Origin of the sequence: Herbaspirillum sp. SJZ107 (assembly GCF_006715485.1) — a bacterium.
Taxonomy (GTDB): Bacteria; Pseudomonadota; Gammaproteobacteria; order Burkholderiales; family Burkholderiaceae_D; genus Telluria.
Window position 1 is genome coordinate 124,849 of the sequence record NZ_VFNH01000005.1, and the last position, 26,283, is coordinate 151,131.

Sequence of the window (26,283 nt, forward strand, 5' to 3'; positions counted from 1 at the left end):
GACGTGTCCGTGTGCTTAAGGTTGCGCGTGGCGGTGAACGGCCGAATAGGAGCCGGTGACGTAGTGCTCCAGCTGGCGCTCGATGTCGGTCAGCAGGCTGGAGGCGCCGATGCGGAACAGGTGCGGCTGCAGCCATTCGTTGCCCAGTTCTTCCTTCATCACGGTCAGGTACTGCAGCGCGGCCTTGGCCGTGCTCACGCCGCCGGCCGGCTTGTAGCCGACCTGGAAACCGGTACGCTCGTAGTAGTCGCGGATGGCGCGCACCATCGTCAGCGACACCGGAATGGTCGCGTTCACGCCTTCCTTGCCGGTCGAGGTCTTGATGAAATCGGCGCCGGCCATCATGCACACCCACGAGGCCTTGGCCACGTTGTCCAGCGTGACCAGTTCGCCGGTGGCGAGAATCGCTTTCACGTGGGCGTCGCCGCACGCCTGGCGGTAAGCCACCATCTCGTCGTACAGCGCCTGCCAGTTACCGGTCAGGACGTGCTGGCGCGTGATCACGATGTCGATCTCGGTCGCGCCCGCGGCCACCGACAGCTGGATCTCGCGCAGCTTGGTCTCGAGGCTCGAGAGACCTGCCGGGAAGGCGGTCGACACCGCGGCGATCGGCAGGCGGCCCTGCAGGATCTCGCCGGCCGGCTTGATCATCTCGTGGTACACGCAGACGGCGCCGGTGGTGAGATTGTCCAGGCCCAGCGCCTGCATCAGGTCGGAACGCAGCGGACGCATCGCCTTGCGGCACAGGCGCTCCACGCGGCCCGGGGTATCGTCGCCCGACAGCGTGGTCAGGTCGATGCACTCGATGGCGCGCACCAGCCAGGCCGCCTGGTATTCCTTCTTGACCGTGCGGCGGTTCGCCAGGCTGGCGGCGCGGCGGTCGGCGGCGGCACGGTTGACCGTCAGGTGGTTGATCCAGCCCAGGTCGAGACCCATGGCCGTGTTGCGTTTGAAATCCAGGTTCTGGGTCATAGCAGTGCGGTTCCGTTAGCGAGGGGTTTGACGCCAAGGTGCTTGGCCAGCGTGGCGCCGATGTCGGAGAAGGTGTCGGCGACCGGCAATTCCTTGGCTTGTGCGGCCGGACCGAAGAACAGCACCGGGATGTGTTCGCGGGTATGGTCGGAGCCGGCCCAGGTCGGGTCGCAGCCGTGGTCGGCGGTGATCACGACCAGGTCGCCTTCCTTGAGCCTGGCGACGAATTCCGGCAGGCGCGCGTCCAGTTCGTGCAGCGCGTTCGAGTAGCCGGCGACGTCGCGGCGGTGGCCGAAGTGCATGTCGAAGTCGACGAAGTTCACGAAGGTCAGCGATTTGTCGGGCGCCGCATTGGGACCATCAGCCGCCACTTCCAGCAGGCGGTCGAACAGGGCCATGTTGTCGGCGCCCTTGATCAATTGGGTCACGCCCTGGCCTGCGAAGATGTCGCTGATCTTGCCGAGGGCGATGACGTCGCCGCCGGCATCTTTCACATGGTCCAGCAGGGTCGGCGCGACCGGCGGCACGGCATAGTCGTGGCGGTTGCTGGTGCGCTTGTAGTTGCCGTTTTCGCCGGTGAACGGGCGGGCGATCACGCGGCCGATGTTGTAGGGCTTGACCAGCTCGTAGGCCGCCTCGCACACCTGGTACAGCCGCTCCAGGCCGAAGTGCTCTTCGTGGGCGGCGATCTGCATCACCGAGTCGGCCGAGGTGTAGATGATGACCTTGCCGGTCTTGACGTGTTCGTCGCCCAGCTCGTTGATGATGGTGGTGCCCGATGCGTGGCAGTTGCCGAGCCAGCCGGCGACGCCGGTGATCTCCTGCAGTTTATCCGTCAGTTCTTGGGGGAACGAGGGCACGGTCTTCGGGAAGTAGCCCCAGTCGAACAGCACCGGCACGCCGGCGATTTCCCAGTGGCCGCTCTGCGTGTCCTTGCCGGTCGACTGCTCGCGCGCGACGCCCCAGGCGCCGGTAAAGCCTTCGCGTTTCTGGAAGCCGGCCGGCCATTCTCCGCTGGCCTTGTGGGCGGCGGCGCCGAGGCCGATGGTTTCCAGGTTGGGCAGAACCATCGGGCGGCCGCTGTCGGCTGCCCACTTGGCGATGTGGCCGAGGGTGTTGGCACCTGCGTCGCCGTATTTGTCGGCGTCGGGCAGTGCGCCGAGGCCGAAGGAGTCAAGCAGGAGGATGAATGCGCGTGACATATAGAGTGATCTCCAGTGTCGCCCCAGCGAAGGCAGGGGCGACGACTCAAAATTAAGCGGTGGTGGTTGCAGGCGTGGTACCGAGACGCTCGACGAACCCATGAATCAGCGTCACCAGGTCCTTGGCCGCAATCGCCGCATACTTCAAGGTCTGCTCATGCGACAGCGGGAACGGCGACAAGCCCTCGGCCAGGTTGGTGATGGCCGACACGCCCGCCACCTTCAGGCCGCAGTGGCGTGCCGCGATCACTTCCGGCACCACCGACATGCCGACCACGTCGGCACCCATGGTCTTGAAGGCGCGGATTTCGGCCGGGGTCTCGAAGTGCGGACCCGGGGTCGCCAGGTAGACGCCTTCGGCCACGGTGATGCCTTTTTCTGCAGCCACGGCGTTCAGCATCGCGCGCAGGTCGGCGTCGTAGGCATTGGCCATGCTGAAGAAGCGCGGGCCGAAGCGTTCGTCGTTCGGGCCGGCCATCGGGCTGCCCGGCAGCAGGTTGATGTGGTCGTTCAGGACGACGACGCTGCCGGCATCGACTTCAGGACGCAGCGAGCCGGCAGCATTGGTCACCAGCAGCAGTTCGCAGCCCAGCAGCTTGAAAGTGCGGACGGCTGAGGTCATTACGCCGGCGCCGTAGCCTTCATAGAAGTGGCCGCGCCCCTTCATGCACACCACCGGCACGCCGGCCAAGGTACCCAGCACCAGTTCGCCCGCATGGCCATGCACGGTGCTGATCGGGAAGCCCGGCAGCTCGGCATAGCCGATCGAGACGGCGTCCGTCATCTGCTCGGCGAGCACGCCGAGGCCCGAACCGAGGATCAGGGCAGCGCGCGGCGTGAAACCCGGCTTGCGTGCACGGATGACCTCGAGGGCTTCGAATGGAGTATTGCTGGACATGGTGTTCCTTGTCGAATGGTTCAATATGGAGGGAAAGTCGGTTGGTGACAGCCGGCGGAAGAGTAAAGCGGAGCAGCGGCTCGCACGCTTTCCGGGAAGCTGGCGCACCAAAATGTTCTAACTATGCATTATCGTGGATTGGTATGGCAAATACCATTTTTCTGGCCGATTTATATGACGAATGTATAAATCAGGGGTAGACTGCATTTATATATGGATAGGACGCGTGTCCAATAATCTTCAGGCAAAAAATTGCTGCGTTGACGCTCACTAAACATATGTTTAACATTATAAACAAATGTTTGAGCCAAAAACTGCCTCCCTGACGCCGTGACAGAACAACCAAAAAAACAACAATTGCTGCAGCTGATCCGCGCGAATCCTTTCATTTCGCAGCAGGAGCTGGCGACCGAACTCGGCCTGTCGCGCTCGGCGGTGGCCGGCTATATCGCCGGCCTGATCCGTGAGCGCAAGCTGCTCGGACGCGCCTACGTATTGCCGGATCACCGCCCGGTGGTCTGCATGGGCGCAGCCAACCTCGACCGCAAACTGCGCTCGCTGGCACCGCTCTCGCTGCATACTTCGAATCCGGCCAGCCAGGCCGAATCCTTCGGCGGCGTGGCGCGCAACATCGCCGAAAACCTGGCGCGCCTGGGCACGCCGGTTGCTTTGTTAACGGCCGTAGGCAGCGATAGCTCGGGCGCCGCCCTGCTGGCCCACGCCGAGTCGGCCGGCATCGCAACCCACGGCGCGCTGCGCCTCGACGATGCCGCCAGCGGCACCTATACCGCGGTGCTGGATGCGAACGGCGACATGGTGGTGGCGCTGGCCGACATGGCCCTGTACGACCGCATGACGCCGGCCTTCGTGGCGGCGCGCGAAGCGCAGCTGGCTGCAAGCGCGCTGGTGGTGGCCGACCTCAACCTGCCACTGGACACGGTCGAGGCCCTGCTGGCCCAGGCGCGCCGCAGCGCGGTGGCGCTGGTGCTGGTGGCGGTGTCGGAGCCGAAGATGGCGCGCCTGCCGCCTGCGCTGGCCGGCGTGCGCCTGCTGATCCTGAATGCCGGCGAACTGGCGGCGCGGGTCGGACGGCCTCTGGAGGACGAAGCGGCCATGGAAGCGGCGATGCGCGAAGTACAGGCGCAGGGCGCGCGCGACGTGGTAGTGACGCGTGGCGCGGCCGGGGTGCTGCTCACCCAGGCGGACGGCGCCATCGCCCGCCTGGAGGCGCCGCAAGCCGAGGTGGTCGACGTCACCGGCGCCGGCGACGCCTTTGCGGCAGCGGTGTGCTGGTCGCTGGTACAGGACGGCAGCGACGACCTGATGCTGGCCTGCCGCCGCGGCCTGCACCTGTCGAAGCTGACCGTCGGCACGCTCGACACCGTCCACTCGGGACTCGGACCGGACAGCCTGGCCGATGCCGATACGATGAACACGAATTTTTTGGAACAAACCTGACCATGCAAGCCTTTCTCCAGTTTTCCCCCGAAGTGCAGGCCGCCCGCGCCGCCGGCAAGCCCATCGTCGCCCTCGAGTCGACCATCATCTCGCACGGCATGCCCTACCCGCAGAACGTGCAGACCGCGCGCGAAGTCGAGCAGGTGATCCGCGACGCCGGGGCCGTCCCCGCCACCATCGCCATCATCGACGGCAAGATCTGCATCGGCCTGTCCGATGAGCAGCTCGAGGTGCTCGGTAACGCCGGCGATGCGCTGAAAGTGAGCCGGCGCGACCTGGCCTACGTGCTGGCGCAAAAGAAGCTGGGCGCGACCACCGTGGCCGCGACCATGATCTGCGCGCAGCTGGCCGGCATCGAGGTCTTCGTCACCGGCGGCATCGGCGGCGTGCACCGCGGCGCCGAGACCAGCTTCGACATCTCCGCCGACCTGCAGGAACTGGCGCGCACGAGCGTCGCCGTGGTCTGCGCCGGCGTCAAGTCGATCCTCGACATCGGCCTGACGCTGGAATACCTGGAAACCCACGGCGTGCCGGTGCTGAGCGTCGGCCAGCCCGGCTTCCCGGCCTTTTTCACGCGCGACAGCGGTTACCAGGCCGACTTCCAGATCGACTCGGCCGACGAGCAGGCCCGCTTCATCCGCACCAAGTGGCAGCTCGGCCTGGATGGCGGCGTGGTGGTCAGCAATCCGGTGCCGGCAGAGATGGCGATGCAGAACGGCGAGATCGACGGCATCATCGCCCAGGCCCTCGGCGACGCCGATGCGCAGGGCGTCAAAGGCAAGGCGGTCACGCCTTTCCTGCTGGCGCGCATCAAGGAACTCACGGGCGGGCGCAGCCTGGCGACCAACATCGCGCTGGTCAAGCACAACGCGCTGGTCGGCGCCCGGCTGGCCGTCGCGCTCAACTAAAAAATATCATGTCGATCGACCTGAAGCAGCTGAAATACTTCCTGGCAGTGGCCGAAGAAAAGAGCTTCAGCCGCGCCGCCGAGCGCCTGCATATCTCGCAGCCGCCGCTGTCGCAGCAGATCATGAAGCTCGAAAGCGAGCTGGGGGTGCGCCTGTTCGCGCGCACCACCCGCACCTTCGAGCTGACGGTGGCCGGCAAGGCGCTGATGCAGGAAGCGGCCGACCTGCTCGGCCGCATGCGCATGACGATCGACACCATCCGCCAGATCGACCGCGGCGAGGTCGGACGCCTGCGCGTCGGCATCGTCGGCTCGGCGATGTGGGGCCCGATCCCGGGCCTGCTCGAACAGTTCCAGAGCCAGTTCCCGCGCGTGACCTGGACCATCCACGAGCTGGGGCCGAACGACCAGTGGGAAGCGCTGCGCGCGCGCCAGATCGACGTCGGCTTCTGGCGCGAGCCGCGGCTCGACGAGGACGTGCTGAAGCACGCCAACCTGCGCCAGGACCTGGCCTTCCGCGAGAACGTGTGCGTGGCGATCAATGCGCGCCATCCGCTGGCGCAGCGCACCAGCATCGAGCTGATCGACATCGCCACCGAACCGATGCTCAGCCTGCACCTGGACCAGTCGGCCGAGCCGCGCTACCTGATCCAGTGCTGCGTGAACGCCGGCTTCCAGCCGACCATCTTCCAGGAAGCGGCCGAGCCGCAGACCCTGCTGGCCATGGTCGGCGCCGGACTGGGCGTGGCGCTGATGCCGGAGACCACCAGCCGCATCGGCTGGCCGGGAGTGCGCTTCCTGCCGATCCGGGAGAATGCGCCGTCGGCCAACCTGTACATCACCTACCCGTCGCAGGACGATGCGCCGGTGGTGCGGGCGTTCCTGAAGATCCTGCACCCGCCCGGCGAATAAGCATCAATGCGTGGCGCCGCCGGCCTCCGCCACGTCGGTTTCCACGCCTACCGCCACCTCGACCGCGATCCGCAGGCCGTCGATGATGTCGTTCAGCGCCATCGACGGCGCCACATCGGCGCGGTCGGCTACCTGCTGCGGCAGGAAGGGCACGTGGATGAAGCCGGCTTTCAGTCCCCTGCCCTGCGCATGCTGCATCAGGCCGTAGAACACGTGGTTGCACACAAAAGTGCCGGCGGTCTGCGAGACCCCGGCCGGGAAGCCGCGCAGGCGCAACGCGCGCACGATGGCCTTGATCGGCAGCGTGCTGAAATACGCGGCCGGGCCGCCGTCGGCGATGGTGGCGTCGACCGGCTGCTGGCCGGCGTTGTCGGGAATGGTCGCATCGTCGACGTTGAGCGCGACCCGCTCGACCGAGATCTCGTGGCGGCCGCCGGCCTGGCCGACCGCGATCACGATGTCCGGCTGCAGCGCGTCGATGGCGTCGAACAGGGCCAGGTTGGCGCGGCCGAACACGCAGGGCAGTTCGCGTGCCGCGACCTGGAAGCCGGGGCCGCTCCAGCCGTCGAGCGCGCGCGCCGCTTCCCAGGAAGGGTTGACGTCGGCCCCGTTGAAAGGTTCGAATCCGGTGAGCAGTACGGTCTTGGTCATTCTTGGCCTCATTGATACATCACATCAGGAAATACAACAGCAGGATATTCACGCCCAGCAGCGGCAACGCGGTCGGCAGCTGGGCCTTGATCACGGCATTCTTGTCCGGCAGGTCGAGCAGCGCCACCGGCACCACGTTGAAGTTGGCCGCCATCGGCGTCATCAGGGTGCCGCAATAGGCACTGAACATGCCGATCGCCGCCATCACGGCCGGATTCGCATGATACACCCCGACCAGCACCGGAATCCCGATGCCGCCCGCGATCACGGGAAAGGCGGCAAAGCCGTTGCCCATGACGACCGTGAACAGTGCCATGGCGCCGCAGAATGCGGCGCACGCGACCAGGCGCGAGTCCATCGGAATGGCGCTGGTCGTGACCGCGGCCACCGCCTTGCCGACGCCGGCTTCGGCGAACAGCAGGCCGAGCACGGCCAGCATGTGCGGCAGCACCACTGCCCAGCCCATGGCATCGATCAGGCGCCGCGCCTCGCGCACGCCCTGCAGCGGCGTCGCGCGGGTGATGCCGCAGGCCAGCGCCAGCGCGGCGATGGCGCCGCAGCCCATGCTGACCAGGGTCAGGTTTTTCGGGTCCAGCAGCGGCTCGGCACCGATGCGCACGTCCTTCAGCAGCGTCGAACCGATCATGGTCACCACCGGGATCGCCAGCGCCGGCACCAGGAGCCGGTGCCCCAGCCGCGCGGCACTGGCGCGGCGCGCTTCCTCCGGCACGGCCCGCGGCTTGCCCGGCCTGACCAGGTTACATCCGGCCAGCAGCGCCATCGCCACCATCAGCACGCCCGCCACCAGCGGCGGCAGGCGCTCGCCGGCCAGGTAGACCAGCGCGTACAGGCCCCAGAACGCGGCCGTCGTGAAGCGCCGCGGATTGCTGCGGTCGCGCAGGTTCATCACCGCGGTGGCGGCGAACAGCAGCCCGACCAGCACACAGAAAAAGTCGAGCGCGATCACGTGCGCATCCCCGCTTCACGGAAGATGCGGCGGTCGAGCCGGCGCAGGTTCCAGGCATGGATGACAAACGCGCTGAGCGCGGTCGGGATACCCCACAGCGCCATGTGCAGCGGATCGACTTCCAGCCCCTCAGCGCGCAAGATCGTCTGCATCAGCACGATCGCGCCGAAGGCCACGAACACGTCTTCGCCGAAGAACAAGCCGACGTTGTCGGTGGCCGCGCTCATCGCCCGGATGCGCTGGCGCAGCGCGTCGGGCAGGCTGCCCACGCGCGCCTCCGCCGCCGCTTCGGCCATCGGCGCGATCAGCGGGCGCACCATGTTCGGATGGCCGCCGACGCTGGTCAGGCCGAAGGCGGCCGCCAGTTCGCGCACGAACAGGTACACGGTCAGCAGGCGCCCCGTGGTGGCCGACTGGATGCGCGCGATGCTGGCCTGCGCATGTTCCTTCAGGCCGGCGCGCTCGAGCAGCCCGATCGCGGCCACCGGCAACAGCAGGATCAGCGGCAGGTTGCGGGTTTTCAGGAAGGCGGTGCCGAGCGATTCCAGGATATGGGTCACCGGGAAGGAAGCCGCCAGCCCGGTGACGGCGCAGGCGGCCATCGTCACCAGTACCGGATGGGCGCGCAGCAGGAAGCCGGCGACGACGACGGCGATGCCGAGCAGCGGCCACAGGTTGATGGCGTTGTGCATGGGGTTCCTGTCATGTTTCAAGTTGAACAATTGTTGTGGAGATATTACCTCAGCATTAGACGTGGGAAGGCCCTCGTTGCGCGCACTCCGCTCAGCCGGCGCCGGCGTCGCTTTGCTGCGCCGTGATCGCCGACATGCACAAGCGCTGCCGGTGCGTTTTGCGTGTGCGCATGACGCCGAATGGGTGCGCTCGCTAAGCTGCGAACGGATTCCCACGCGAGGCTTTGCCATGAAACCGATCACCTCACGCACACCCACCTGGGCCCGGCGCCTGTGCACCCTGCCGCTGCTGCTGACACTCGCGCTCGCCGGCTGCAACGGCGACGTCGGCGTCGGCATCGGCTTCGGCTTCGGCTGGCATTCCGGCCCCGATTACTGGCCGGATCACCCCGACTGGCCCAGCTGGCCGGACCGGCCGCAGGGCGCGACCGGGCTGTTCCCGATCGCCGGCGACATTTGCGGCGTGTGCAGCGTCTCGCGCGACGGCACCGGTTCGCAGGCGCGCTTCGACGGTCCGCAGGGCATTGCCGCCGACGGCGCCGGCAACCTGTACGTGGCCGAGCCGGCCAGCGCCACCATCCGCAAGATCACGCCGCAGGGCGCGGTCACCACGCTGGCGGGGAGCGCCGGCGCGCCGGGCTATGCCGACGGCAGCGGCGGCGCGGCGCGCTTCAACGCCCCGAGCCGGCTGGAAACCGACGCCAACGGCAACCTGTACGTCACCGACACCGGCAACTCGGCCATCCGCAGCATCACGCCGGCTGGCGCCGTCGTCACACTGGCCGGCAACGGAAGTTGCGGCAGCAGCGACGGCAGCGGCGTCCAGGCCACCTTCTGCAATCCGAAGGGCGTCGCGCTCGACCGCTGGGGCAACCTGTGGGTGGCCGACAGCGGCAACCACACGGTGCGCCGCATCGACCGCGACGGCCGGGTCAGCACGGTGGCCGGGGCGCCGGGCGTGTGCGGCAGTGCCGACGGCGATGGCCGCAGTTCGACCGGTAGTGGCGGGGCGCGCTTCTGCGATCCGCAGGACGTGGCCGTGGATTACTGGGGCAATGTGTACGTGGCGGACACCGGCAATTCGACGGTGCGCATGATCTCGCCCGAAGGCAGGGTGTCGACGCTGGCCGGCTTGCCTGGCCAGTGCGCCGCCAACGACGGCAGCCCCGGCGTCTCGCGCCTGTGCTCGCCTTCCGGCATCGACGTCGAGGGCAACGATCTCTATGTGGCCGACACCGGCAACGCGACCATCCGCCGCATCAACCTCGACAACGTGACCAGCACCATCGCCGGCGTGGCCGGGCGCAACGGCATCGTATTGGGCGCCCTGCCCGGCGGCCTCGACCGGCCGATCGGCGTGACGCTGGCGCCGGACGGCTCGATGGCCGTCACCACCCACAATGTGGTACTGAAGCTGCTGGCGGCAAAATAAGCGGCACGGCGCGTACGTCGTTCCCGCGCAGGCGGGAACAACGGGGTGTGTCAGGGACGAACCGGGTTGGCGGCGTCGCTACCGATCACCGTGTTCCACTGGCGCACGCGCCAGCTCGTCACCAGGCCCTGGGCCACATAGGGATCGGCTTTGGCGAAGCGTTCGGCCGCTTCTGGCGAGTCGCCGCTGAACAGCAGGATCGCCTGGTCGGCCGGATCGGCCAGGGCGCCGGCGATCACGATCTCGCCGCGCTCCTGGGCATCCCAGGCCAGCTGCAGGTGTTCGTCGCGGAATTCGCCGCGGCGCGCCAGGTAGTCGGGCGCCAGTTCATAGATCAGCAGGTAATGCATGTGTTAACTCTCCTCAGAATACTCGACCTCGAGCGAGCGCTCATGGTAGCCGAATCCGGCGCACTGCTCCGAGAAGCGTCGACTTCACATTATTGGCAATAATGTTGCTTTTAAGCCACCTTTTGCGCATTCGGGCAGCCTTCGTCGCCCATTTGCGAAGGAACGCACAGAATTATGCAAGATGCAGAGTTAAACTCGTTCCATGGAGACTAGAAACAAAATCGCGGCGGGAATGGCGGGCTTTGCCAGCATGTTGTGGCTGGGCCTGACGGCTGCGGTCGCGGCCAACCAGCGCCGCCTGGTGTTCAACCCGACCGTCGAGCGTGAAGTCAAAAGTCCGCGCAGCAGCGGTCACCGCACCCGTCCTGTGGTGCTGCGTGCCAAGGACGGCACCCGCCTCTGCGGCTGGCTGATGACGCCGCTGGCGCCGGGCCAGCATCCGGCCGTGATCTATTTCGGCGGTCGTTCCGAGGAAGTGTCGTGGGTAGTGCGCGATGCCGGCAAGCTGTTCCCCAACATGGCGGTGCTGGCCGTGAATTACCGCGGCTATGGCGAATCGCACGGCGTGCCGGCCGAGATCCACATGATCGAGGATGGCTGCATGCTGTTCGACTGGATGGCCGGGCGCGTCCACGTCGATCCGCGCCGCATCGCCGTGGTCGGGCGCAGCCTCGGCTCCGGCGTGGCGGTGCAGGTGGCCAAGGAGCGGCCGGCGCACTCGGTGGTCCTGATCACGCCCTACGATTCTATCCTGGCCATCGCCAAGCGCAAGTTCCGCGTGATGCCGATCGAGTACATGCTGCGCCACCGCTTCGAGTCGATCAAGTATGCCCCTTCGCTCAAGGCGCCGACCTATGTGCTGCGGGCCGCCAGCGACGACGTGGTGCCGCACTCGCACACCGACCAGCTGGTCGCCAAGCTGGCGCGGCTGTGCGGCGACGACGTCGTGCCCGACTCGGACCACATGAACATCCCCTACCTGGAAGCGACCCAGAGCCGCATCGCCGGCTTCCTCACCACGCAGTTCGCGATGCCGATCGCGGTGCCGTCGGTGGCCGACGCCATGCTGGCGGCCGCCTCAGCCGACACTGCCGTGCCGGTGCTCAGTGCGCCGGTACTGTCCGCCGCCGTCGCGGCTGCCGTCCTGCCCGTTCTGCCTGTCCTGCCCCTCGCCACCAAATAAACCACGCCCCCCACCACATTCCGCTGTGGTTTTCTGTGAGAAATTGCAGAAAGTTGTCGCCATTTATATTTCAAGTAAATAAATTGCGAAGTAAAATCATATTTGCCACAAATAAACTGGGTAATGCATAGTTGCCAAGTTTGGCTGCGAACGTCTCCGTCATCCGGGTCTGCAGCATGTGGTCGGCATCCCCGGGCTGACACAGTCCGCCGGTAGCGTGCCATGCCCCCACGGTCTTTGCTTTCTTCCAGCTCGACCGTTGCGCCGGGTAGAATAGAGGATTCAGGAGCAATTGATGAGATTCAAGCGGAGTTTGAAGCAACTTGGTATGGCGATTGCGGCGCTCTGCGTGAGCGCCGGCGCGTCGGCCGACATGGCCGGTGCCAAGCTCGCGATCGTCTACGACGCCGGCGGCAAGTTCGACAAGTCATTCAACCAGTCGGCAGCCGAAGGCGTGACCCGCTTCACGAAGGAAACCGGGGTCAAGGTATTTGAAGCCCAGGCCAACTACGATACCCAGGCCGAGCAGGTGCTGCGCGCGCTCGCGCGCAAGAAGCTCAAGCTGATCATCTCGATCGGCTTTTCCCAGACCCAGCCGGTGCAGCGGATCGCGGCCGAATACCCGAACGTGCACTTCGTGATCATCGACGGCAATGCCCAGGGCAAGAACGTCAACTCGGTGCTGTTCAAGGAACAGGAAGGCTCCTACCTGGTCGGCGTCGCCGCCGCCATGGCCTCCAAGACCAGGACCATCAGCTTCGTCGGCGGCATGGACATCCCGCTGATCCGCGCCTTCGCCTGCGGCTATGCCCAGGGCGCGAAAGCCATCGTCCCGAAGATCCAGATCATGCAGAACATGGTCGGCACCACCAGCGCGGCCTGGAACGACCCGGCCAAGGGCGGCGAACTGGCACGTGCCCAGTTCGACCGCGGCTCGGACGTCGTGTTCGCGGTGGCCGGCGGTTCGGGCATGGGCGCCCTGCAGATGGCCAAGGAAAAGGGCAAGCTGGCGATCGGCGTCGACTCCAACCAGAACTACCTGTACCCGGGCACCATGCTGAGCTCGATGGTCAAGCGGGTCGACAACGCCACCTACGAAGCCCTGGTCAAGGCGAACCAGAACCAGTTCACGCCGGGCATCACCTACGAAGGCCTGAAGGAAGGCGGCGTCGACTGGGCGCTCGACAAGTACAACCGCAGCGTCGTCACGCCCGAGATCGAGAAGCGTGTGCTGGCGGCCCGCGAGGACATCGTCAGCGGCAAGATCAAGGTGGTGGACTATCGCGCCGCCGGCTCCTGCCCGCAATAAAGCCCGCAACAAGCCTCACCGTATTTAGTTAGTGACCAAGCGCGCCGCGCCGGAACCCCACCGGCGCGGCGCGCTTTTGAATGAATGACTCCTTTGAATACTCTGTCTACTGAAAACGGAGCGCTATGCAGCCAGCCGTAGAATTCCGCAACATCAGCAAAGCCTTCGGGGCGGTGCAGGCCAACGCCGACGTCAGCTTCTCGATCGCCAGCGGCTCGATCCATGGCGTGATCGGCGAGAACGGCGCCGGCAAGTCGACCCTGATGAGCATCCTGTACGGCTATTACAACGCCGACAGCGGCCAGGTCCTGGTCGACGGCCAGCCGCAGGACATCCGCACCAGCCACGAGGCGATCGCGCTCGGCATCGGCATGGTCCACCAGCACTTCATGCTGGTCGAGAACATGACGGTGCTGGACAACGTCATGCTCGGCAATGAAGGCGGCTTCAAGCTGGCCAGCCAGCGCGGCGAGGTCGAGGCCAAACTGCGCGAGATCTGCGCGCGCTACCGCCTGGAAGTCGACCCGCTGGCCACCGTGCACGACCTCTCGGTCGGCGCCCAGCAGCGCGTCGAGATCCTGAAGCAGATCTACCGCAGCGCCAACATCCTGATCCTGGACGAGCCCACCGCGGTGCTGACCGCCCAGGAAACGGCGTCGCTGTTCGAGATCCTGCGGCTGTTCAAGGAACAGGGCAAGACCATCATCCTGATCACCCACAAGCTGCAGGAGATCATGGACATCACCGACGAGGTGACCGTGATGCGCGCCGGCCGCGTGGTCGGCGCCGTGCGGACGCGCGACACCTCGAAGGAGCAGCTGGCCAACATGATGGTCGGCCGTCCGCTGCAGAGCGAACTGCCGCGCGCCCCGTATAACCCTGGCGCCGAAGTGCTGAAGGTCGCGAACCTGCAGCTGCAGGACGCCAACGGCGTCAAGCTGCTGTCGGATATCGACTTCACGCTGCGCGCCGGCGAAGTGGTCGCGATTGCCGGCGTGTCCGGCAACGGCCAGAGCGAACTACTCGAGATCCTGTCCGGCATGCGCCTGCCGACGTCCGGCAGCGTCGACTTCCTCGGCCAGGCCCTGCCCTACGGCGGCCGCGCGAATGCCGACGGCCTGCCGGCGACCTTCCGCAACCTCGGCATCGGCCACGTCCCGGAAGACCGCCTGCGCGACGGCGTGATCAAGGATTTCTCGGTCATGCAGAACACCGTGTTCGGCTACCAGGATCACGTCAAGAATCGCTGGGGCCTGTTCGACTTCCGGCGCATCGCCCAGCGCTGCGCGCAGCTGATGCAGACCTTCGACGTGCGTCCCAACAACCCGGACCTGCGCATCGGCCTGCTCTCGGGCGGCAACCAGCAGAAGGTCGTGATCGCGCGTGAAGTCGCGGCCAAGCCCAAGCTGATGCTGATCGGCCAGCCGACCCGCGGCGTCGACATCGGTACCATCGAAAGCATCCACACCCAGCTGCTGCGCCTGCGCGACGAAGGCGTGGCGATCCTGCTGTCTTCGGTGGAGCTGGAAGAAGTGCGCGCCCTGGCCGACCGCATCATCGTGATGTCGGGCGGCCGCATTACCGGCATCCTGCCGGTCGACGAATTCGACACCACCCGCATCGGCCTGTTGATGGGCGGCCTGCACAAGTCATAACCGAGCTCACATGAAAAAGACTGAACTCCCACGCTGGGCCACGGGTTTCGTCCTGCCCATCCTGAACCTGCTGTCGGCGCTGATCGTCGCCGGCGTGGTCATCCACCTGCTCGGCGAAAGCCCGCTTGACTCGCTGCGCATCCTGATCGAAAGCGCCATCCTCGATCCGGAAGGCCTGGGCTACACGCTGTTCTACGCCAGCACCTTCATCTTTGCCGGCCTCGCCGTGTCGATCGCGATGCAGGCCGGCCTGTTCAACATCGGTGCCGAAGGCCAGATGTACGTCGGCGGTTTGGGCCTGACGCTGGCCGTGCTGGCCTTCGACGCCAGCCTGCCCGGCTGGCTCCTGATCCCGATGGCGATGGTCGGCGCCGCGCTGTTCGGCGCGCTGTGGTCCTTCATTCCGGGCTACCTGCAGGCCAGGCGCGGCAGCCACGTGGTGGTCACGACCATCATGTTCAACTTCATCGCCGCCAGCCTGATGAACTACGCGATCCTGAAGCTGATCCCGGAAGGCCAGCAGAACCCGGCGTCGCGCGTGTTCGCCGACAGCGCCGCACTGCCGCTGCTGAACAAGGTGCTGCCGGTGTTCGGCGATACCCCGCTGAACATCAGCCTGCTGCTGGCGATCGCCGCCCTGGTCATCTACGGCATCGCCGTATGGCGCTCGTCGTGGGGCTACAAGCTGCGCGCCACCGGCCTGAATCCGCACGCGGCGCACTACGCCGGCGTGAAGATCAGCCGCACCATCGTCGTCACCATGCTGGTGTCGGGCGCGCTGGCCGGCCTCGGCGCCGTCAACTCGGTGATGGGTTCGACGCACTACTTATCCTTGAATTTCCCGGCCGGCGCCGGTTTCGTCGGCATCGCGATCGCGCTGATGGGCCGCCAGCACCCGGTCGGCATCTTCCTGTCGTCGGTGCTGTTCGGCGCGCTGATCCAGGGCGGTTTCGATCTGTCGCTGGAAAAGCCGAACATCCCGCAGGAGACTTTCGTCTTCATCCAGGGCCTGATCATCCTGTTCTGCGGCGCGATGGAGAACTTCTATGCACCGGCGATCATGAAGCTGCTCAACCTGACCCGCACCAGCACTACCAAGGAAGCATAATGGAAGACTTTCACATCGCCAGTATCGTGGTCTCCACGATCCGCAACGCACCGGTGCTGATGTTCGCCGCGATGGCCGGCCTGTTCGCCGAACGTTCCGGCGTGGTCGACATCGGCCTGGAAGGCAAGATCCTGGCCTCGGCTTTCGCTTCGGCTTCGGTGGCGTATGCCACGCAGAACCCGTGGCTGGGCATCCTGGCCGGCGTCGGCGTGTCGGTGGTCCTGGCCATGATCCAGGCTTTTGTTTCGATCACCCAGAAGGGCAACCAGCTGGTGTGCGGCATCGCGATCAACATCGCGATGAGCGGCCTGACCTTCGTGCTGGCCCAGTTCTTCTTCCATGAAGGCGGCCGCACCCCGGACCTGCGCGAAGCGCGCCTGTTCGACGTCAATCTGCCCGGCACGGCTGCCCTGGACAACATCCCCTTCGTCGGCTGGCTGTACGGCCACGTGATCGGCGGCCAGTCGGCGCTGGTCTACCTGGCGTTCCTCCTGATCCCGATCGTGCACTGGGTGATCTACCACAGCCGCTTCGGCCTGCGCCTGCGCGCCTGCGGCGAGAACCCGCATGCGGCCGACGCCGCCGGCGTGTCGGTCGAGCGCACCCGCTACCTGGCGATGCTGGTGGCCGGCGTGCTGTGCTCGTTCTCGGGCGCCTACCTCGCCATCGTCCAGAGCGGCTTCTTCCTGCGCGACATGTCGGCCGGCGCCGGCTACCTGGCGCTGACCACCCTGGTGTTCGGCAACTGGCGTCCGCTGCACACCGTGCTGGGCTGCCTGATGTTCGGCCTGTTCGGCGCGATCCAGATCCAGCTCGAAGGCGTCGACCTGCCGGTGGTGGGCCAGGTGTCGGGTTCGCTGATCCAGATGATTCCGTATGTGGTTACCGTGATCGTGCTGGCCGGTTTCATGGCCAAGTCGGTGGCGCCGAAGGCGGCTGGCAAGCCGTTCGTGAAGTCGCGCTGATCGACCGCCGGTTGGACGCGTGGACGGGAAACCCGTCCACCCTACCCGTAATGCCGGCATCATCGTAGGGTGGACGGCTGCGCCGTCCACGCGTTCAACCTACTCCTGAATACTTCTATCTATTCCGCCGCGCGAGCCCGCGCCGCCGAACGCGCAAACGTCCACGCAAATCCGAGGCCGGCCGAGGTCCCGGTCGACTTCTTCATCAGCGGACTGTCCTGGTTCGCCGCGCCCGAATAGCTTTCGTAACGCACGAACCCGAACACACGCACGTCCGGATTCATGCGCCAGGTCCCGAACAAGCCGGTACGCACCAGCAGCAGCCCGCCATCCGCGCGGTATGCAGGGCGGTCAGCGGTAGCGTACTGCGGCGCGACTTCATAGAAATAGCGGTTGATGCGGCGGTCGCCGAACACGGCGCCGAGCTGGCCCTCCAGGGTCCAGCGCGCGCCTTCGCCGCGCTTTTCCCACACCAGCCGCGGTTCCATGGTCCAGCCCTGGCGGCGCAGGCCCCCACGCCCCTCGATCACCGCGCGCAGCGGCAGCTCGAAACGCATCCTGCCCTGCTCGCCCATGTCGGCGAACTTGTATTTCACGCGCGGACCGAATTCGACCAGCGTGCCCAGGTCCGGCATGCCGCGGCGCGCCTCGACATCCTTGGACCGGGCCGGCAGCGAGCCGGAAAAACCGATGTCGAATTCGACCTTGTCGGTGTTCAGCAGGCGCGCGCCGACGCCGTTCTGGTCGGCGCGGAAGGTCTTGCCGCGGTAGATCACGAAAGGCAGCACCAGGCCGCGGTTGGAGCGGTCGTCGGCGCCGGGATAGGCCGGCGTGCTGAAGCCGGCCGCGCCGATGCCGGCTTCCCACAGCGGCAGGTTGCGCTCCGCCGGCTGGGCGCTCTCGACGGGTTCGGCGGCCTGGACCAGGCAGGCGGGAAGCAGGAAGGTGGCCGCAAGGGCGGCAGGAAGACAGGTTCGCATTGGTGGCGGCGTCAATAACAGGATGGTATGTAAACGCGCCATTCTAACGATGCAGGTCGGCGCACGCCACGCGATGTTGCAAAAAAAGAACCGCCACCGGCTTTGGCGGCCTGTGGCGGTCCTGGCGGAGCGACGAAGCAATCAGGAATTCGGCCAGATCGCCTGCAACACCTGCGCCAGGTGGTAGCCGCCCTTGATCAGCTGGGTCTTGGCGATCGCCGAGCTCGGCACCGGGTAATCGTTCGGCACTTCCAGGTTCCAGGTGTAATAGGTCTCGCCCTTCTTGCTGGTCTGCTGGGTCAACTTGCCGACGGTGACGCCCTTATACGCTTCCTTCGACACGGCCAGCGCGTCGTCGGCCCACTGGTAGGGCCAGGTGGCCAGGTCGCCAGTGGCCGACACGATCGCAGGCTTGCCGTCGATCGCCGCCTGCGCGAACTGGTCCGGGGTCTTGGTGCGGATGCGGCGGAACGCGTAGTTGACGGTGGTGCTGTCCCAGTACGAGTGGAAGGGTTTGGTCAGCGCCTTGGGCACGCCCGGCTTCACCACCGGTGGCGTGTCCGCCGGCGGAATCACGCCGGCGCTGATGCGCTCCAGGTTGGCGTCGTCCAGCAGCAGGTTGTTGCCGCCGCGCGAATCGAAGATCGCGGTCTCGTCGATCTCGGCCGGGCTGGTCGGCACCACGAACTTGCCTTCCTTCGACACGAAAGCGGCGCCCACGTGCAGCGGCTGGTGGATGTCGCCGGTCATGTGGGTGATCAGGATCAGGGCCTGGCGCTTGGTGAACTTGTGCGGGTTGGTGGCCGGGGTGTCCTTGCCCTGCAGGACGGCGATCGCCTGCTTCAGCGTCTGCACGATGTCGTCGTCGGCGGTGCCGACCGCGTGGTCATGGTAGTGATCCAGCTGGAACGGCACGTCGGTATAGTGGTACTCGCTGTGCTTTGGGTTCGCGTTCACGTACTCGACCATGTCCGGGGTCTGCGGGCCGCAGTAGGTGCCCTTCACGCAGTCCGGCCAGTTGGCGATCGATTCCAGGGTTTCGCCCGGCAGCAGGATCGATTTGATCATCTTTTCTGCGGCGCTGCCCTTGAGCAGCTTGTCGGCGATGCTGCCGACGGCGCGATGGCCGTCGTTGCCCCAGGCCGATGCGTCCATTGACGCGAATGCGCTTGCCAGCGCGATGACGAATGCCAGTTTTTTCATTGTCTTTCCTTGATGGGACAGCTGATTATCCAATACTCGCGCGCTCAGCGCACCTTCTTGATGCGCGGCTGTGGCGCCGCCAGCGACGCCTCGCCTGCGCCCTGTTTCAGGTGCGCGATCAATGCATCCAGGTCGCGCATGCCGGTATCCACGCGGCGCGTTCCCGCCGCCAGCGCCGGGAAGTTGTCGCCGCCGTCGGCCAGGAAGTTGTTGGCCGTCACGCGGTAGGTCCTGCCGTCCTCGAGCGGCTTGCCGTCGACCCTGACGCTGCCCGGCACCACGCGCTGGCCCGGCGGACGGGTGCTGTCCCATTGATAGGACAGGCTGCTCGAGACCTGCAGCATGTAGCCGCGCGACCCCTCGCGCTTCCACTGCTGCTCGAGCAGGTCGCGCAGCTGGGCGCCGCGCAGGTCCAGCACCACCAGGGTATTGCCGAACGGGAGCACGGCCTGGGCCTGGCCGAAGCTGACCACGCCGCCCTCGCCCACCTCCAGGTCCTTGCGGATGCCGCCCGGGTTCATGAAGGCGACCTGCGCGCCCTGGCTGCGGGTCGCGGCCAGCGCGGCGTCGGCGATCATGCCGCCCAGCGCCGATTCGCCGTCGTCGTTTTCCTTGCGCGCCACGGCGCCCTTGATGTGCGCCACCGGCTTGGCCAGCGCGGCCTGGCTGCGCGCGCGCACATCTTGAAGATAGAGCGATAGCTGCGGATCGGGTGCAAAAGCGCCCGGCGCCATCACCACGTTGCGCACCTGGATGTCCTCGACCTTGCCCGATACCGGATCGACCGTCATCTTGATGCGCGACAGCAGGTGGCCCATGGCGTCGGCCTGGGTCACCACGCGGCCGTCGACCTTGCACAGGTAGCCTTTATGGGAGTGGCCGGTGAGGACCAGGCGGATCGCCGGGTCCAGCTTTTTCACGATGCCGACGATCGGACCTTCGAGGCCGTCGCAGTTGACCTTGTCGAAAGGTTCGCCGGTGTGGCCGCCCTCGTGGATCAGCACCACGAACACCTGGGCGCCTTGGGCGCGCATGGCCGGCAGCACCTTGTTGATCGAGTCGGCTTCGTCGAGGAAGGACAGGCCCTTGATCGCGGAACCGACCGCCACCGAGGGCACGTCCTGCAGCACCGCGCCGATCAGGCCGACCTTGACGCCCTTGACGTCGACGATGCGCCAGCCCGGCACCAGGTTCTTGCCGCTGGCCTGGTCGACCACGTTGGTGGCGAGATAGGTGAAGCCGGCGCCTTCGAAGCTTGTCGAGATCTGGCACGCCTTGCTCGGGCGCGGCGAATCGCAGCCGCCGTGCTGCTGGCGCAGCAGTTCCTTGCTGCCCTGGTCGAATTCGTGGTTGCCGAGCGCGCTGGCGACGAGGCCCATGCGGTTCATCGCGATGATGCTCGGCTCGTCGGCCCACATCGAGGACAGCGCCGGGCTGGCGCCGACCAGGTCGCCGGCGCCGACGAACAGCAGGTCCTTGTCTTCCTTGCGGAAGGCGGCCAGCGCGCCGCCCAGCACGTCGATGCCGCCCGCCTTGACGGTCTCGGTGCCTGGCTTGCCCTGCGGCGCCAGCTTATAGGCGCTCGCTTCGAGGTTGCCGTGGAAGTCGTTGATGGAGACCAGGTTGAGTTCGACCGGCTTGCCGGCGCGGGATGCGCCGGGTGGCGTGGTACAGCCGGCCAGCGTCAGGGCCAGCGCCAGCGCGCTCAAACCGGCGCGGGCGGGACGGAGATGGATCATGAAGTAGTACACCTTATCTTGTTGCGGACGTGCGCGGTACGTGGTTTGGCGCCCGCGATTATTGCATGTAAGCCCGGGCTGGCGGTCTTTACGGGCCCGCGATTCCGGCCTTCCATAAAAAGAAAAACGGCCGGTGTCGCCACCGGCCGTTCTGCGCATCAAACCAACGCGTTCAGAAGGATCAGAACTCGTAGTTCAGGGTCACTTGCGCGGCCCACTGCGATTCGCCCTTCACCTGGCGGACGTTGTAGTCGTCCACCTGGGTGCGCACGTTGTACACGTACTTGCCGTTTTCGGTACCGGCGTAGTCGACGAAGCCACGGGTGTAGCCGCCCGACGACGAGAACGGCACTTCGTTGATGTGGCCCCACTTCTTGTTCAGCAGGTTACCGACGTTCAGGATGTCCAGCGACAGGCGAGCCTTGTTACGCGAGAACATGCCCGGGATTTCCTGGCTGATCTTGATGTCGAAGCTGTTGGTCCACGGTGCGAAGTCGTTGTTGCGGCCGACGACGCCACCCTTGGCATTGCTCAGCGCCTTGTTGCCGTTGACGACATCCCAGAAACGCTGTTCGTTGGCGTGGCTGGTCGCGGTATCGCCTGCAAAGACCACCTCGCCCGAACCGAAGGCGCTCGGGATGTACATCAGGTCATTGGTGTTGACGTTATCGCCGTTCATGTCGTTCTTGAAGGTCCAGCTGTACGGCTTGCCGGTGCGGCCTTCGTAGAACAGACCGAAGCGGGTCTTCAGGTTCGAGAAGAAGGCCTTCTCGAAGTTGACCACGGCATTGATACGGTTCTTCACCAGGTACGACGAGTTCGCAGCGATGTCTTCGTTCGGGTTGAACGAAGCGCGGGCGCCGTAGTTCGAGCTCGAGGTCGACGAGCTCAGGTTCGAGACTTCGGTCGCGTAGGTGTGGGTGGCGGACACCGACCAGCTCAGGCCCTTGGTCATCGGGTAGCTCAGCGACAGGGTTTCCAGGCGGCTTTCGCCCTTGTCCGTGTTGGTGGCCAGCAGAACGTTACCGTACGACACGTTGCTCAGTGCCTTGGCGGTGTTGGTGCAGCCGGTGGCAACCGAGACCGAGTTGTTGCCCGGGTTCCAGCAGTTACGCGACAGGCCGTTGGCATTCCAGAACAGCGGACGGCCATCGATGCCGGTGGCGCTGGCATTGCCCAGGTTCAGGTTCTGGTAATAGATACCGTCCTTGGTCTTGATGTACAGCGCTTCGGCGCTGGCCACCAGGCCGTACCACGGCAGTTCCATCTCGAAGGCCAGGTTGGCTTTCCAGTTCGACGGCTGGCGCAGGCTGGAATCCAGCAGGTCGACGTTGGCGGTTGCCGGTGCGCCGGTCACGACCTTCTGGGTGTCCGGATTCGGGCTGAAGGTGCCGTCGGCGTTCGGGCAGCGGGTCGCGCCCGAGCCCGAGCAGGTGCTGGTACGGGTTGCGATACCGGCGTTCTGGTACGGGTTGGCCAGCCAGACGTTGGCGGCCGCACCCTGGAACAGGCCGGCGCCGCCGCGCACTTGCATCATGCGCTTGCTGTCGAAGCGGTAGTTGAAGCCGAAACGCGGCTGGAACAGCTTCTGGCCGTCAGGCGTGACGGTGTTGTCGCGGCCGAAACCGCCGGTCTGGCGTGCGGTCGCAGTGGCGCCCGGGACGACGGCGGCAGCCACTGCGGCGTTACGCGGCGGGTTGCGGTCCAGGCCCAGCTGGTCGACACGGAAACCGTAGTTCAGGGTCAGCTGCTTGTTGACGCTCCAGGTGTCCTGCAGGAACAGGCCGGTGTTGTTCATCTCGAAGGCGGCGACGGCGTCGTTCAGCGTGAAGCCGTTGGCAGCCTGCTGCAGCGTGTACGAGGTCGGACGGCCGCGGCGGAAGTTTTCCAGCACGGCGGCTTCGACCTGGGCCAGCGTTGCCGAACCGCAGTTGATGCGGCCACCGGTAATAGCCGGGGAGCTGTAGGTGAAGTTATTGTCGCAGGCAAAGGTGTAGTTGCCGTAGACGTTCTGCAGGAAGGCGTTGTAGATCTTGTTGTTCTGGTAGTCGGCACCGAACTTGATCTCGTGATCGCCCACGGTCCAGTTGGCACCGCCGTAGTAATCCTTGGTGCGGGTGCCCAGCACGTTCTGCTGGCGCGAGTTCTCGGTACCGGCATTGATGAAGCGGTTGCCGGTGCGGGTGCCGCTCGGCGCATCGGTCGGCAGCGGGCCGCTGAACTGGAAGCCCATGGTCGGCAGGCGCGCATTGTTCTTCGGCACCGAATCATAGTCGCGCGAGGACGCCTTGAATTCGGTCGAGAAGGTCGGGGTCCAGTCGGAGAACACCTGGGCGACGACGGTCTCGATCTGCTTTTCCTGGTTGTACAGGAAGGAGTTCAGCGAGATGCCGGTGGCCGAGAAGCTCGGGAATTGCGGTTCGGACTGGCTGGTGCGCTGGTAGCGCAGGTTGGCACGGTGGTTGTCGCTGATGTTCCAGTCGGCCTTGATCATCTGCTCGCGCGAGACCAGCTGGCCGCCGCCGCTGACGGTATTGCCGAGGTCGATGCCATACTGGCTCTTGGCGATGTCCTGCACCGCGGCGATCTCGGCCGGGGTGATGCCGACGGTGGTGCCGGTGCCCTGGCCGATGTAGCCGAAGTCCGGCGAGCTGCGGCTCGACTTGGTCTCTTCGCTCAAGGCGTAGAAGAACAGCTTGTCCTGGACGACCGGACCGCTGGCCCACACGCCCTTGGTGGTTTCCTTCGACTCCGGCGGCTCGGTGTAGTCGCCGCTGGCGATGTTGTAGCGCTTGCCCGACAGGCGGTCGTCGCGGTAGACGTAGTACACGCCGCCGCGCAGGGTGTTGGTACCGGACTTGGTCACGGCGTTGATGTTGCCGCCGGTGTAGCCCTTCTGGGTCACGTCATAGTTGGCGACGTTCACCTGCACCGACTGGATCGCTTCGATCGAGATCGGCTGGCGCGCGGTCGGGCTGCCGTTGGCTTCTAGGCCGAAGGTGTCGTTGATGGCGACGCCGTCGACGGTCATCGAGTTGAAGCGCGAGTTCTGGCCTGCGACCGAGATCTCGCCGCGTTCCTTGTCGGTCTGCGACACGCGGGGGTCAGCACGTGCGAAGTCCTGCAGGTTGCGGTTGATCGATGCCTGGGTCTGCAGCTGGGCATTGCTGATCGAGGTGCCGGCACCCATGTTGTTGCGGCTGAAGATTTCGGCGCGGGCGCGGTTGCCGGCGACGTTCACGGTCTGGATTGCCGGGGCGCCGATGGTGGCGTCCACCGAGGCGGTTTCCGCCAGCGTCAGGAACACACCTTCGCGGCGTTCGGTCTGGCCGTTCTTGGTGATGATGATCGTGTACGGACCGCCGGTACGCAGGCCGCGTGCCAGGTAGCGGCCCTGGGCGTCGGTGGTGACGGTGCTGACCGAACCGGATTCGGTGTGGATGATCTGCACCGAAGCGCCGGCGGTCGGCGCGCCGTCCGGACCGGAGATACGGCCGCCGACTGCCGAAGTCGTGTTCTGCGCGAGGGCCGGAGCGCCCGCCAGAGCAATCGACAGAGCCAGCGCCAGCTTGGTCAGCTGGATCCGTTTTTGATAGACCATTGTGTAAACCCCAAAAAGACTATTAATTGTGTTTAGAAACCGAAGTTTCCCTCTCAGTACTGCAACCCTAGTCCGGCGGCCCTGAGGCGCCGATCTTCTTATCCTGTCAGCCCGCCATTTTTCGGTGCATTTTCATCCGCATATGCACCAGTCAAAAGCAGCGCACGCGATTCTAAATGCCGTATATTTCACCGCCGTTACAAGCACGTTCCCGCTAATTCCGTCTTGTCTTTACTTAACAAAAGTCCAATATGCAGGAAGGCTCTGGGCGTGACAAATACGTTTTCTTTCAAAAATTTATAGCTTGCGCGAATAAGTTGATGAAAAAATAGGCAGTTGACGCATGCAAAGTGCGTTTCCCCTAGGGAAATGGCACGGCGGGATTATAAGCGGTGCATACTTCCTGAAAATCTTTTCGCTTGTTTTTTAGGCAAAGCGTGAGAGAAAGTGTGGGATTTGTAGCGGGAAGGCGACAACGGCCTTATAAGCATATGCAGTACGGGCACAGTCGACAGGTTTTCGGCGTGCAGAAATGACGAGGCCGGCGGCATCGCTGCCGCCGGCCTGGCGAAAAACGGGGCGCCCTGCCCCGCTCGTCAGCGCTTCACGCTGGTGCGTTCGAGTGCTGCCATGCCGGCTTCGAAGCGCGCAAAACGTGCATCGAGCTGGCGCGTCAGGCGGGTCTTGTCGCTTGGGGCCAGGAAGCTGTAGCGGATGCTGTTGTACGACGCCTTCTTCAATTCCGCATAGCTCGGCTTGTAGCGGCTGGCGAACAGCACGTATTCGCCCGCCAGGTTATGCCGCGTCACGCCGGCATCGTCGGTCGAGATCACGTAGGGCACGCCGTATTTGCGGTACAGGGTGACCGGGTGGTTCGCGCCCTGCACGCCATTGATGAAGGCATTCGAGGTCAGGTTGATCTCGACCGGAATGTCCTTGTCGTGCATTGTCTTCATGATCGCCGGCGCGTTCGCTTCATGCGCCAGGTCGATGCCGTGGCCGATGCGCTGGGCGCCGGCGATGTTCAGGGCCTGGTCGATGTGGAATTCCAGTCCTTCCGGCGGCACGTCGCCCAGCGCCAGCTCGCCGGCGTGCAGCGCGATCTTGACGTCCGGGTAGACCGATTTCAGGAAGCGGAACATCTTCATGTGCAGCGTGTAGTCGCGCATCGACACCAGGTTGCTTTCCTGGCCGACGATATTCACGCCGACGATCTTGCCGCCCTTGGCAGCCGACTTGAAACCGGCCAGCATCGAGGAAAACACTTGCGACGGGTTCAGCAGGCGCAGCACGTAGGTCTGGTAGCGCATGGTGAAGTTGTCGTCGTCGATGCCGGCGGCGGCTTCATCGATCCTGGCGACGAAGTCGGCGATCCTGCCATTGAAACCGTCGTCGGCATCGAGCGCATTCATCCAGGCACGCATCTGGGCATCCAGCGCGGCGTCCTTGTCGGCATTCTTCCAGGCCTGGTCGTCGAATTCCTTGTTGACGACGAACGGCGACATCTTGAGCATGGTCTCGATGTAGCTGACGTTTTCCCCGATCGCGCGGTTCTTGATCTCGACCAGGCCTTCGTGGAAGTTGGCGTTCGAGACCGGGCCGAAGTAGCCGAAGGTCTGGAAGAACTGGCGGTCCGGTGGCGGCTGCAGCGCACCGTGGTTGGCGAAGTCCTTGCTCGACCAGCGCTGCAGCAGTTCGCGCCAGGTGGCGTCGTCGGCGTACACCTCGGCCGTCGACAGGCAGTTGCGCGCCGCCGGCGCCTTGGCGCGCTCGGCCTCGATCACGGCCTTGTCGGTCTCGACCCGGTAGGTATGCTTGTTGACGCAGACGCCCTGCTTGTCGAGGAAGTCGACATAGGTCTCGGCGTAGATCGCGCCCGAATAATGGTGATGCAGGTCGCCGCCCTTCGGCATCTGCGAGAAGAACAGGGTCAGCTCGGCCGTCTTCGGTTCGCCGGCAACCAGCGCGGCATAGTGGCGCGCGGTGGCGGCTTCGTTGGCTGCCGGTGCATTGCTGCGTGCGCCGGCATGGGCACTTGCCAGTGCGGCGAAAGCAATCAGCAAACTGCTGCTCAGGGTCTTCTGCATCATGGGGTGTTC

At 65.4% G+C, this 26,283-nt stretch carries 21 protein-coding genes; 9 read left to right on the plus strand and 12 right to left on the minus strand.

What is annotated here, in order from left to right; all coding sequences use genetic code 11:
- Nucleotides 1–15 precede the first annotated feature (15 nt).
- The 3 genes from deoC to xapA are packed head-to-tail and all read right to left on the minus strand — an operon-like array spanning nucleotide 16 to nucleotide 3,072.
- Nucleotides 16–972, minus strand: a complete 957-nt coding sequence (gene deoC, locus FBX97_RS26265) for a deoxyribose-phosphate aldolase (RefSeq protein ID WP_141838344.1) — start codon at nucleotides 970–972, stop codon at nucleotides 16–18.
- A complete protein-coding gene (locus FBX97_RS26270; protein ID WP_141838346.1) occupies nucleotides 969–2,174 on the minus strand; it encodes a phosphopentomutase in 1,206 nt (401 codons plus the stop codon). Before FBX97_RS26270 ends, deoC begins: the two co-directional genes overlap by 4 nt.
- Before the next feature lie 52 nt (nucleotides 2,175–2,226).
- The gene (xapA, locus tag FBX97_RS26275) at nucleotides 2,227–3,072 is read right to left on the minus strand and encodes a xanthosine phosphorylase (protein WP_141838348.1); all 846 of its coding nucleotides are present in this window, start codon (nucleotides 3,070–3,072) and stop codon (nucleotides 2,227–2,229) included.
- A 357-nt stretch (nucleotides 3,073–3,429) separates the two neighbouring features.
- Between xapA and FBX97_RS26280 the strand changes: the two genes are divergently transcribed.
- Genes FBX97_RS26280 through FBX97_RS26290 form a run of 3 tightly spaced genes read left to right on the plus strand, consistent with a single transcriptional unit; the run spans nucleotide 3,430 to nucleotide 6,349 of the window.
- Nucleotides 3,430–4,530, plus strand: a complete 1,101-nt coding sequence (locus FBX97_RS26280; protein WP_370457370.1) for a carbohydrate kinase — start codon at nucleotides 3,430–3,432, stop codon at nucleotides 4,528–4,530.
- A gap of 2 nt (nucleotides 4,531–4,532) precedes the next feature.
- Entirely contained in the window at nucleotides 4,533–5,438 is a 906-nt protein-coding gene (locus tag FBX97_RS26285; RefSeq protein WP_141838353.1) for a pseudouridine-5'-phosphate glycosidase, read from the plus strand.
- An 8-nt stretch (nucleotides 5,439–5,446) separates the two neighbouring features.
- A complete protein-coding gene (locus tag FBX97_RS26290) occupies nucleotides 5,447–6,349 on the plus strand; it encodes a LysR family transcriptional regulator (RefSeq protein WP_141838355.1) in 903 nt (300 codons plus the stop codon).
- Nucleotides 6,350–6,352: 3 nt separating this feature from the next.
- Here FBX97_RS26290 and pcp read toward each other — a convergent pair whose 3' ends face one another.
- Genes pcp through FBX97_RS26305 form a run of 3 tightly spaced genes read right to left on the minus strand, consistent with a single transcriptional unit; the run spans nucleotide 6,353 to nucleotide 8,659 of the window.
- Nucleotides 6,353–7,000: a pyroglutamyl-peptidase I gene (pcp, locus tag FBX97_RS26295; protein WP_141838357.1), complete on the minus strand. Its 648-nt coding sequence runs from the start codon at nucleotides 6,998–7,000 to the stop codon at nucleotides 6,353–6,355.
- A 19-nt stretch (nucleotides 7,001–7,019) separates the two neighbouring features.
- Nucleotides 7,020–7,967, minus strand: a complete 948-nt coding sequence (locus tag FBX97_RS26300; RefSeq protein ID WP_141838359.1) for a DUF979 domain-containing protein — start codon at nucleotides 7,965–7,967, stop codon at nucleotides 7,020–7,022.
- Complete coding sequence (locus tag FBX97_RS26305; RefSeq protein WP_141838361.1) at nucleotides 7,964–8,659, minus strand: DUF969 domain-containing protein; 696 nt, start codon at nucleotides 8,657–8,659, stop codon at nucleotides 7,964–7,966. Before FBX97_RS26305 ends, FBX97_RS26300 begins: the two co-directional genes overlap by 4 nt.
- A 229-nt stretch (nucleotides 8,660–8,888) precedes the next feature.
- Here FBX97_RS26305 and FBX97_RS26310 point away from each other — a divergent pair, with 229 nt between their 5' ends.
- The gene (locus tag FBX97_RS26310) at nucleotides 8,889–10,091 is read left to right on the plus strand and encodes a hypothetical protein (protein ID WP_185748764.1); all 1,203 of its coding nucleotides are present in this window, start codon (nucleotides 8,889–8,891) and stop codon (nucleotides 10,089–10,091) included.
- A 50-nt stretch (nucleotides 10,092–10,141) separates the two neighbouring features.
- Here the strand turns inward: FBX97_RS26310 and FBX97_RS26315 are convergent, their stop codons facing one another.
- Nucleotides 10,142–10,441 carry a YciI-like protein gene (locus FBX97_RS26315; RefSeq protein WP_141838364.1) on the minus strand — a complete coding sequence of 100 codons (300 nt, stop codon included), beginning with the start codon at nucleotides 10,439–10,441 and terminating at the stop codon, nucleotides 10,142–10,144.
- A 232-nt stretch (nucleotides 10,442–10,673) separates the two neighbouring features.
- Between FBX97_RS26315 and FBX97_RS26320 the strand changes: the two genes are divergently transcribed.
- The 5 genes from FBX97_RS26320 (at nucleotide 10,674) to FBX97_RS26340 (ending at nucleotide 16,661) form a co-directional block, all read left to right on the plus strand.
- Entirely contained in the window at nucleotides 10,674–11,624 is a 951-nt protein-coding gene (locus FBX97_RS26320; RefSeq protein ID WP_255517648.1) for an alpha/beta hydrolase, read from the plus strand.
- Nucleotides 11,625–11,919: 295 nt separating this feature from the next.
- Nucleotides 11,920–12,933, plus strand: coding sequence for a BMP family protein (locus FBX97_RS26325; RefSeq protein WP_370457371.1), 1,014 nt, complete (start codon nucleotides 11,920–11,922; stop codon nucleotides 12,931–12,933).
- 125 nt (nucleotides 12,934–13,058) lie between these two features.
- The gene (locus FBX97_RS26330) at nucleotides 13,059–14,588 is read left to right on the plus strand and encodes an ABC transporter ATP-binding protein (protein WP_141838369.1); all 1,530 of its coding nucleotides are present in this window, start codon (nucleotides 13,059–13,061) and stop codon (nucleotides 14,586–14,588) included.
- A gap of 10 nt (nucleotides 14,589–14,598) precedes the next feature.
- Nucleotides 14,599–15,696: an ABC transporter permease gene (locus tag FBX97_RS26335; RefSeq protein ID WP_141838371.1), complete on the plus strand. Its 1,098-nt coding sequence runs from the start codon at nucleotides 14,599–14,601 to the stop codon at nucleotides 15,694–15,696.
- Entirely contained in the window at nucleotides 15,696–16,661 is a 966-nt protein-coding gene (locus FBX97_RS26340; protein WP_141838373.1) for an ABC transporter permease, read from the plus strand. Before FBX97_RS26335 ends, FBX97_RS26340 begins: the two co-directional genes overlap by 1 nt.
- Before the next feature lie 119 nt (nucleotides 16,662–16,780).
- Here FBX97_RS26340 and FBX97_RS26345 read toward each other — a convergent pair whose 3' ends face one another.
- The 5 genes from FBX97_RS26345 to FBX97_RS26365 all read right to left on the minus strand — a co-directional run bounded on the left by FBX97_RS26345 (nucleotide 16,781) and on the right by FBX97_RS26365 (nucleotide 26,271).
- Complete coding sequence (locus tag FBX97_RS26345; RefSeq protein ID WP_141838375.1) at nucleotides 16,781–17,641, minus strand: MipA/OmpV family protein; 861 nt, start codon at nucleotides 17,639–17,641, stop codon at nucleotides 16,781–16,783.
- A gap of 141 nt (nucleotides 17,642–17,782) precedes the next feature.
- Complete coding sequence (locus FBX97_RS26350; protein WP_141838377.1) at nucleotides 17,783–18,844, minus strand: S1/P1 nuclease; 1,062 nt, start codon at nucleotides 18,842–18,844, stop codon at nucleotides 17,783–17,785.
- A gap of 44 nt (nucleotides 18,845–18,888) precedes the next feature.
- Nucleotides 18,889–20,583: a bifunctional UDP-sugar hydrolase/5'-nucleotidase gene (locus FBX97_RS26355; RefSeq protein ID WP_141838379.1), complete on the minus strand. Its 1,695-nt coding sequence runs from the start codon at nucleotides 20,581–20,583 to the stop codon at nucleotides 18,889–18,891.
- Nucleotides 20,584–20,764: 181 nt separating this feature from the next.
- Nucleotides 20,765–24,184: a TonB-dependent receptor gene (locus FBX97_RS26360; RefSeq protein WP_141838382.1), complete on the minus strand. Its 3,420-nt coding sequence runs from the start codon at nucleotides 24,182–24,184 to the stop codon at nucleotides 20,765–20,767.
- Nucleotides 24,185–24,780: 596 nt separating this feature from the next.
- A complete protein-coding gene (locus tag FBX97_RS26365) occupies nucleotides 24,781–26,271 on the minus strand; it encodes an adenosine deaminase (protein WP_141838965.1) in 1,491 nt (496 codons plus the stop codon).
- Nucleotides 26,272–26,283: the final 12 nt, after the last annotated feature.

Coding starts and splice junctions, on each gene's coding strand:
- FBX97_RS26320 (WP_255517648.1), top strand. CDS start 10,674: ATGGCGGGCTTTGCCAGCATGTTGTGGCTGGGCCTGACGGCTGCGGTC.
- FBX97_RS26355 (WP_141838379.1), bottom strand. CDS start 20,583: ATGATCCATCTCCGTCCCGCCCGCGCCGGTTTGAGCGCGCTGGCGCTG.
- FBX97_RS26305 (WP_141838361.1), bottom strand. CDS start 8,659: ATGCACAACGCCATCAACCTGTGGCCGCTGCTCGGCATCGCCGTCGTC.
- FBX97_RS26350 (WP_141838377.1), bottom strand. CDS start 18,844: ATGAAAAAACTGGCATTCGTCATCGCGCTGGCAAGCGCATTCGCGTCA.
- FBX97_RS26270 (WP_141838346.1), bottom strand. CDS start 2,174: ATGTCACGCGCATTCATCCTCCTGCTTGACTCCTTCGGCCTCGGCGCA.
- FBX97_RS26340 (WP_141838373.1), top strand. CDS start 15,696: ATGGAAGACTTTCACATCGCCAGTATCGTGGTCTCCACGATCCGCAAC.
- FBX97_RS26335 (WP_141838371.1), top strand. CDS start 14,599: ATGAAAAAGACTGAACTCCCACGCTGGGCCACGGGTTTCGTCCTGCCC.
- xapA (WP_141838348.1), bottom strand. CDS start 3,072: ATGTCCAGCAATACTCCATTCGAAGCCCTCGAGGTCATCCGTGCACGC.
- deoC (WP_141838344.1), bottom strand. CDS start 972: ATGACCCAGAACCTGGATTTCAAACGCAACACGGCCATGGGTCTCGAC.
- FBX97_RS26330 (WP_141838369.1), top strand. CDS start 13,059: ATGCAGCCAGCCGTAGAATTCCGCAACATCAGCAAAGCCTTCGGGGCG.
- FBX97_RS26365 (WP_141838965.1), bottom strand. CDS start 26,271: ATGCAGAAGACCCTGAGCAGCAGTTTGCTGATTGCTTTCGCCGCACTG.
- pcp (WP_141838357.1), bottom strand. CDS start 7,000: ATGACCAAGACCGTACTGCTCACCGGATTCGAACCTTTCAACGGGGCC.
- FBX97_RS26360 (WP_141838382.1), bottom strand. CDS start 24,184: ATGGTCTATCAAAAACGGATCCAGCTGACCAAGCTGGCGCTGGCTCTG.
- FBX97_RS26345 (WP_141838375.1), bottom strand. CDS start 17,641: ATGCGAACCTGTCTTCCTGCCGCCCTTGCGGCCACCTTCCTGCTTCCC.
- FBX97_RS26315 (WP_141838364.1), bottom strand. CDS start 10,441: ATGCATTACCTGCTGATCTATGAACTGGCGCCCGACTACCTGGCGCGC.
- FBX97_RS26325 (WP_370457371.1), top strand. CDS start 11,920: ATGAGATTCAAGCGGAGTTTGAAGCAACTTGGTATGGCGATTGCGGCG.
- FBX97_RS26290 (WP_141838355.1), top strand. CDS start 5,447: ATGTCGATCGACCTGAAGCAGCTGAAATACTTCCTGGCAGTGGCCGAA.
- FBX97_RS26285 (WP_141838353.1), top strand. CDS start 4,533: ATGCAAGCCTTTCTCCAGTTTTCCCCCGAAGTGCAGGCCGCCCGCGCC.
- FBX97_RS26310 (WP_185748764.1), top strand. CDS start 8,889: ATGAAACCGATCACCTCACGCACACCCACCTGGGCCCGGCGCCTGTGC.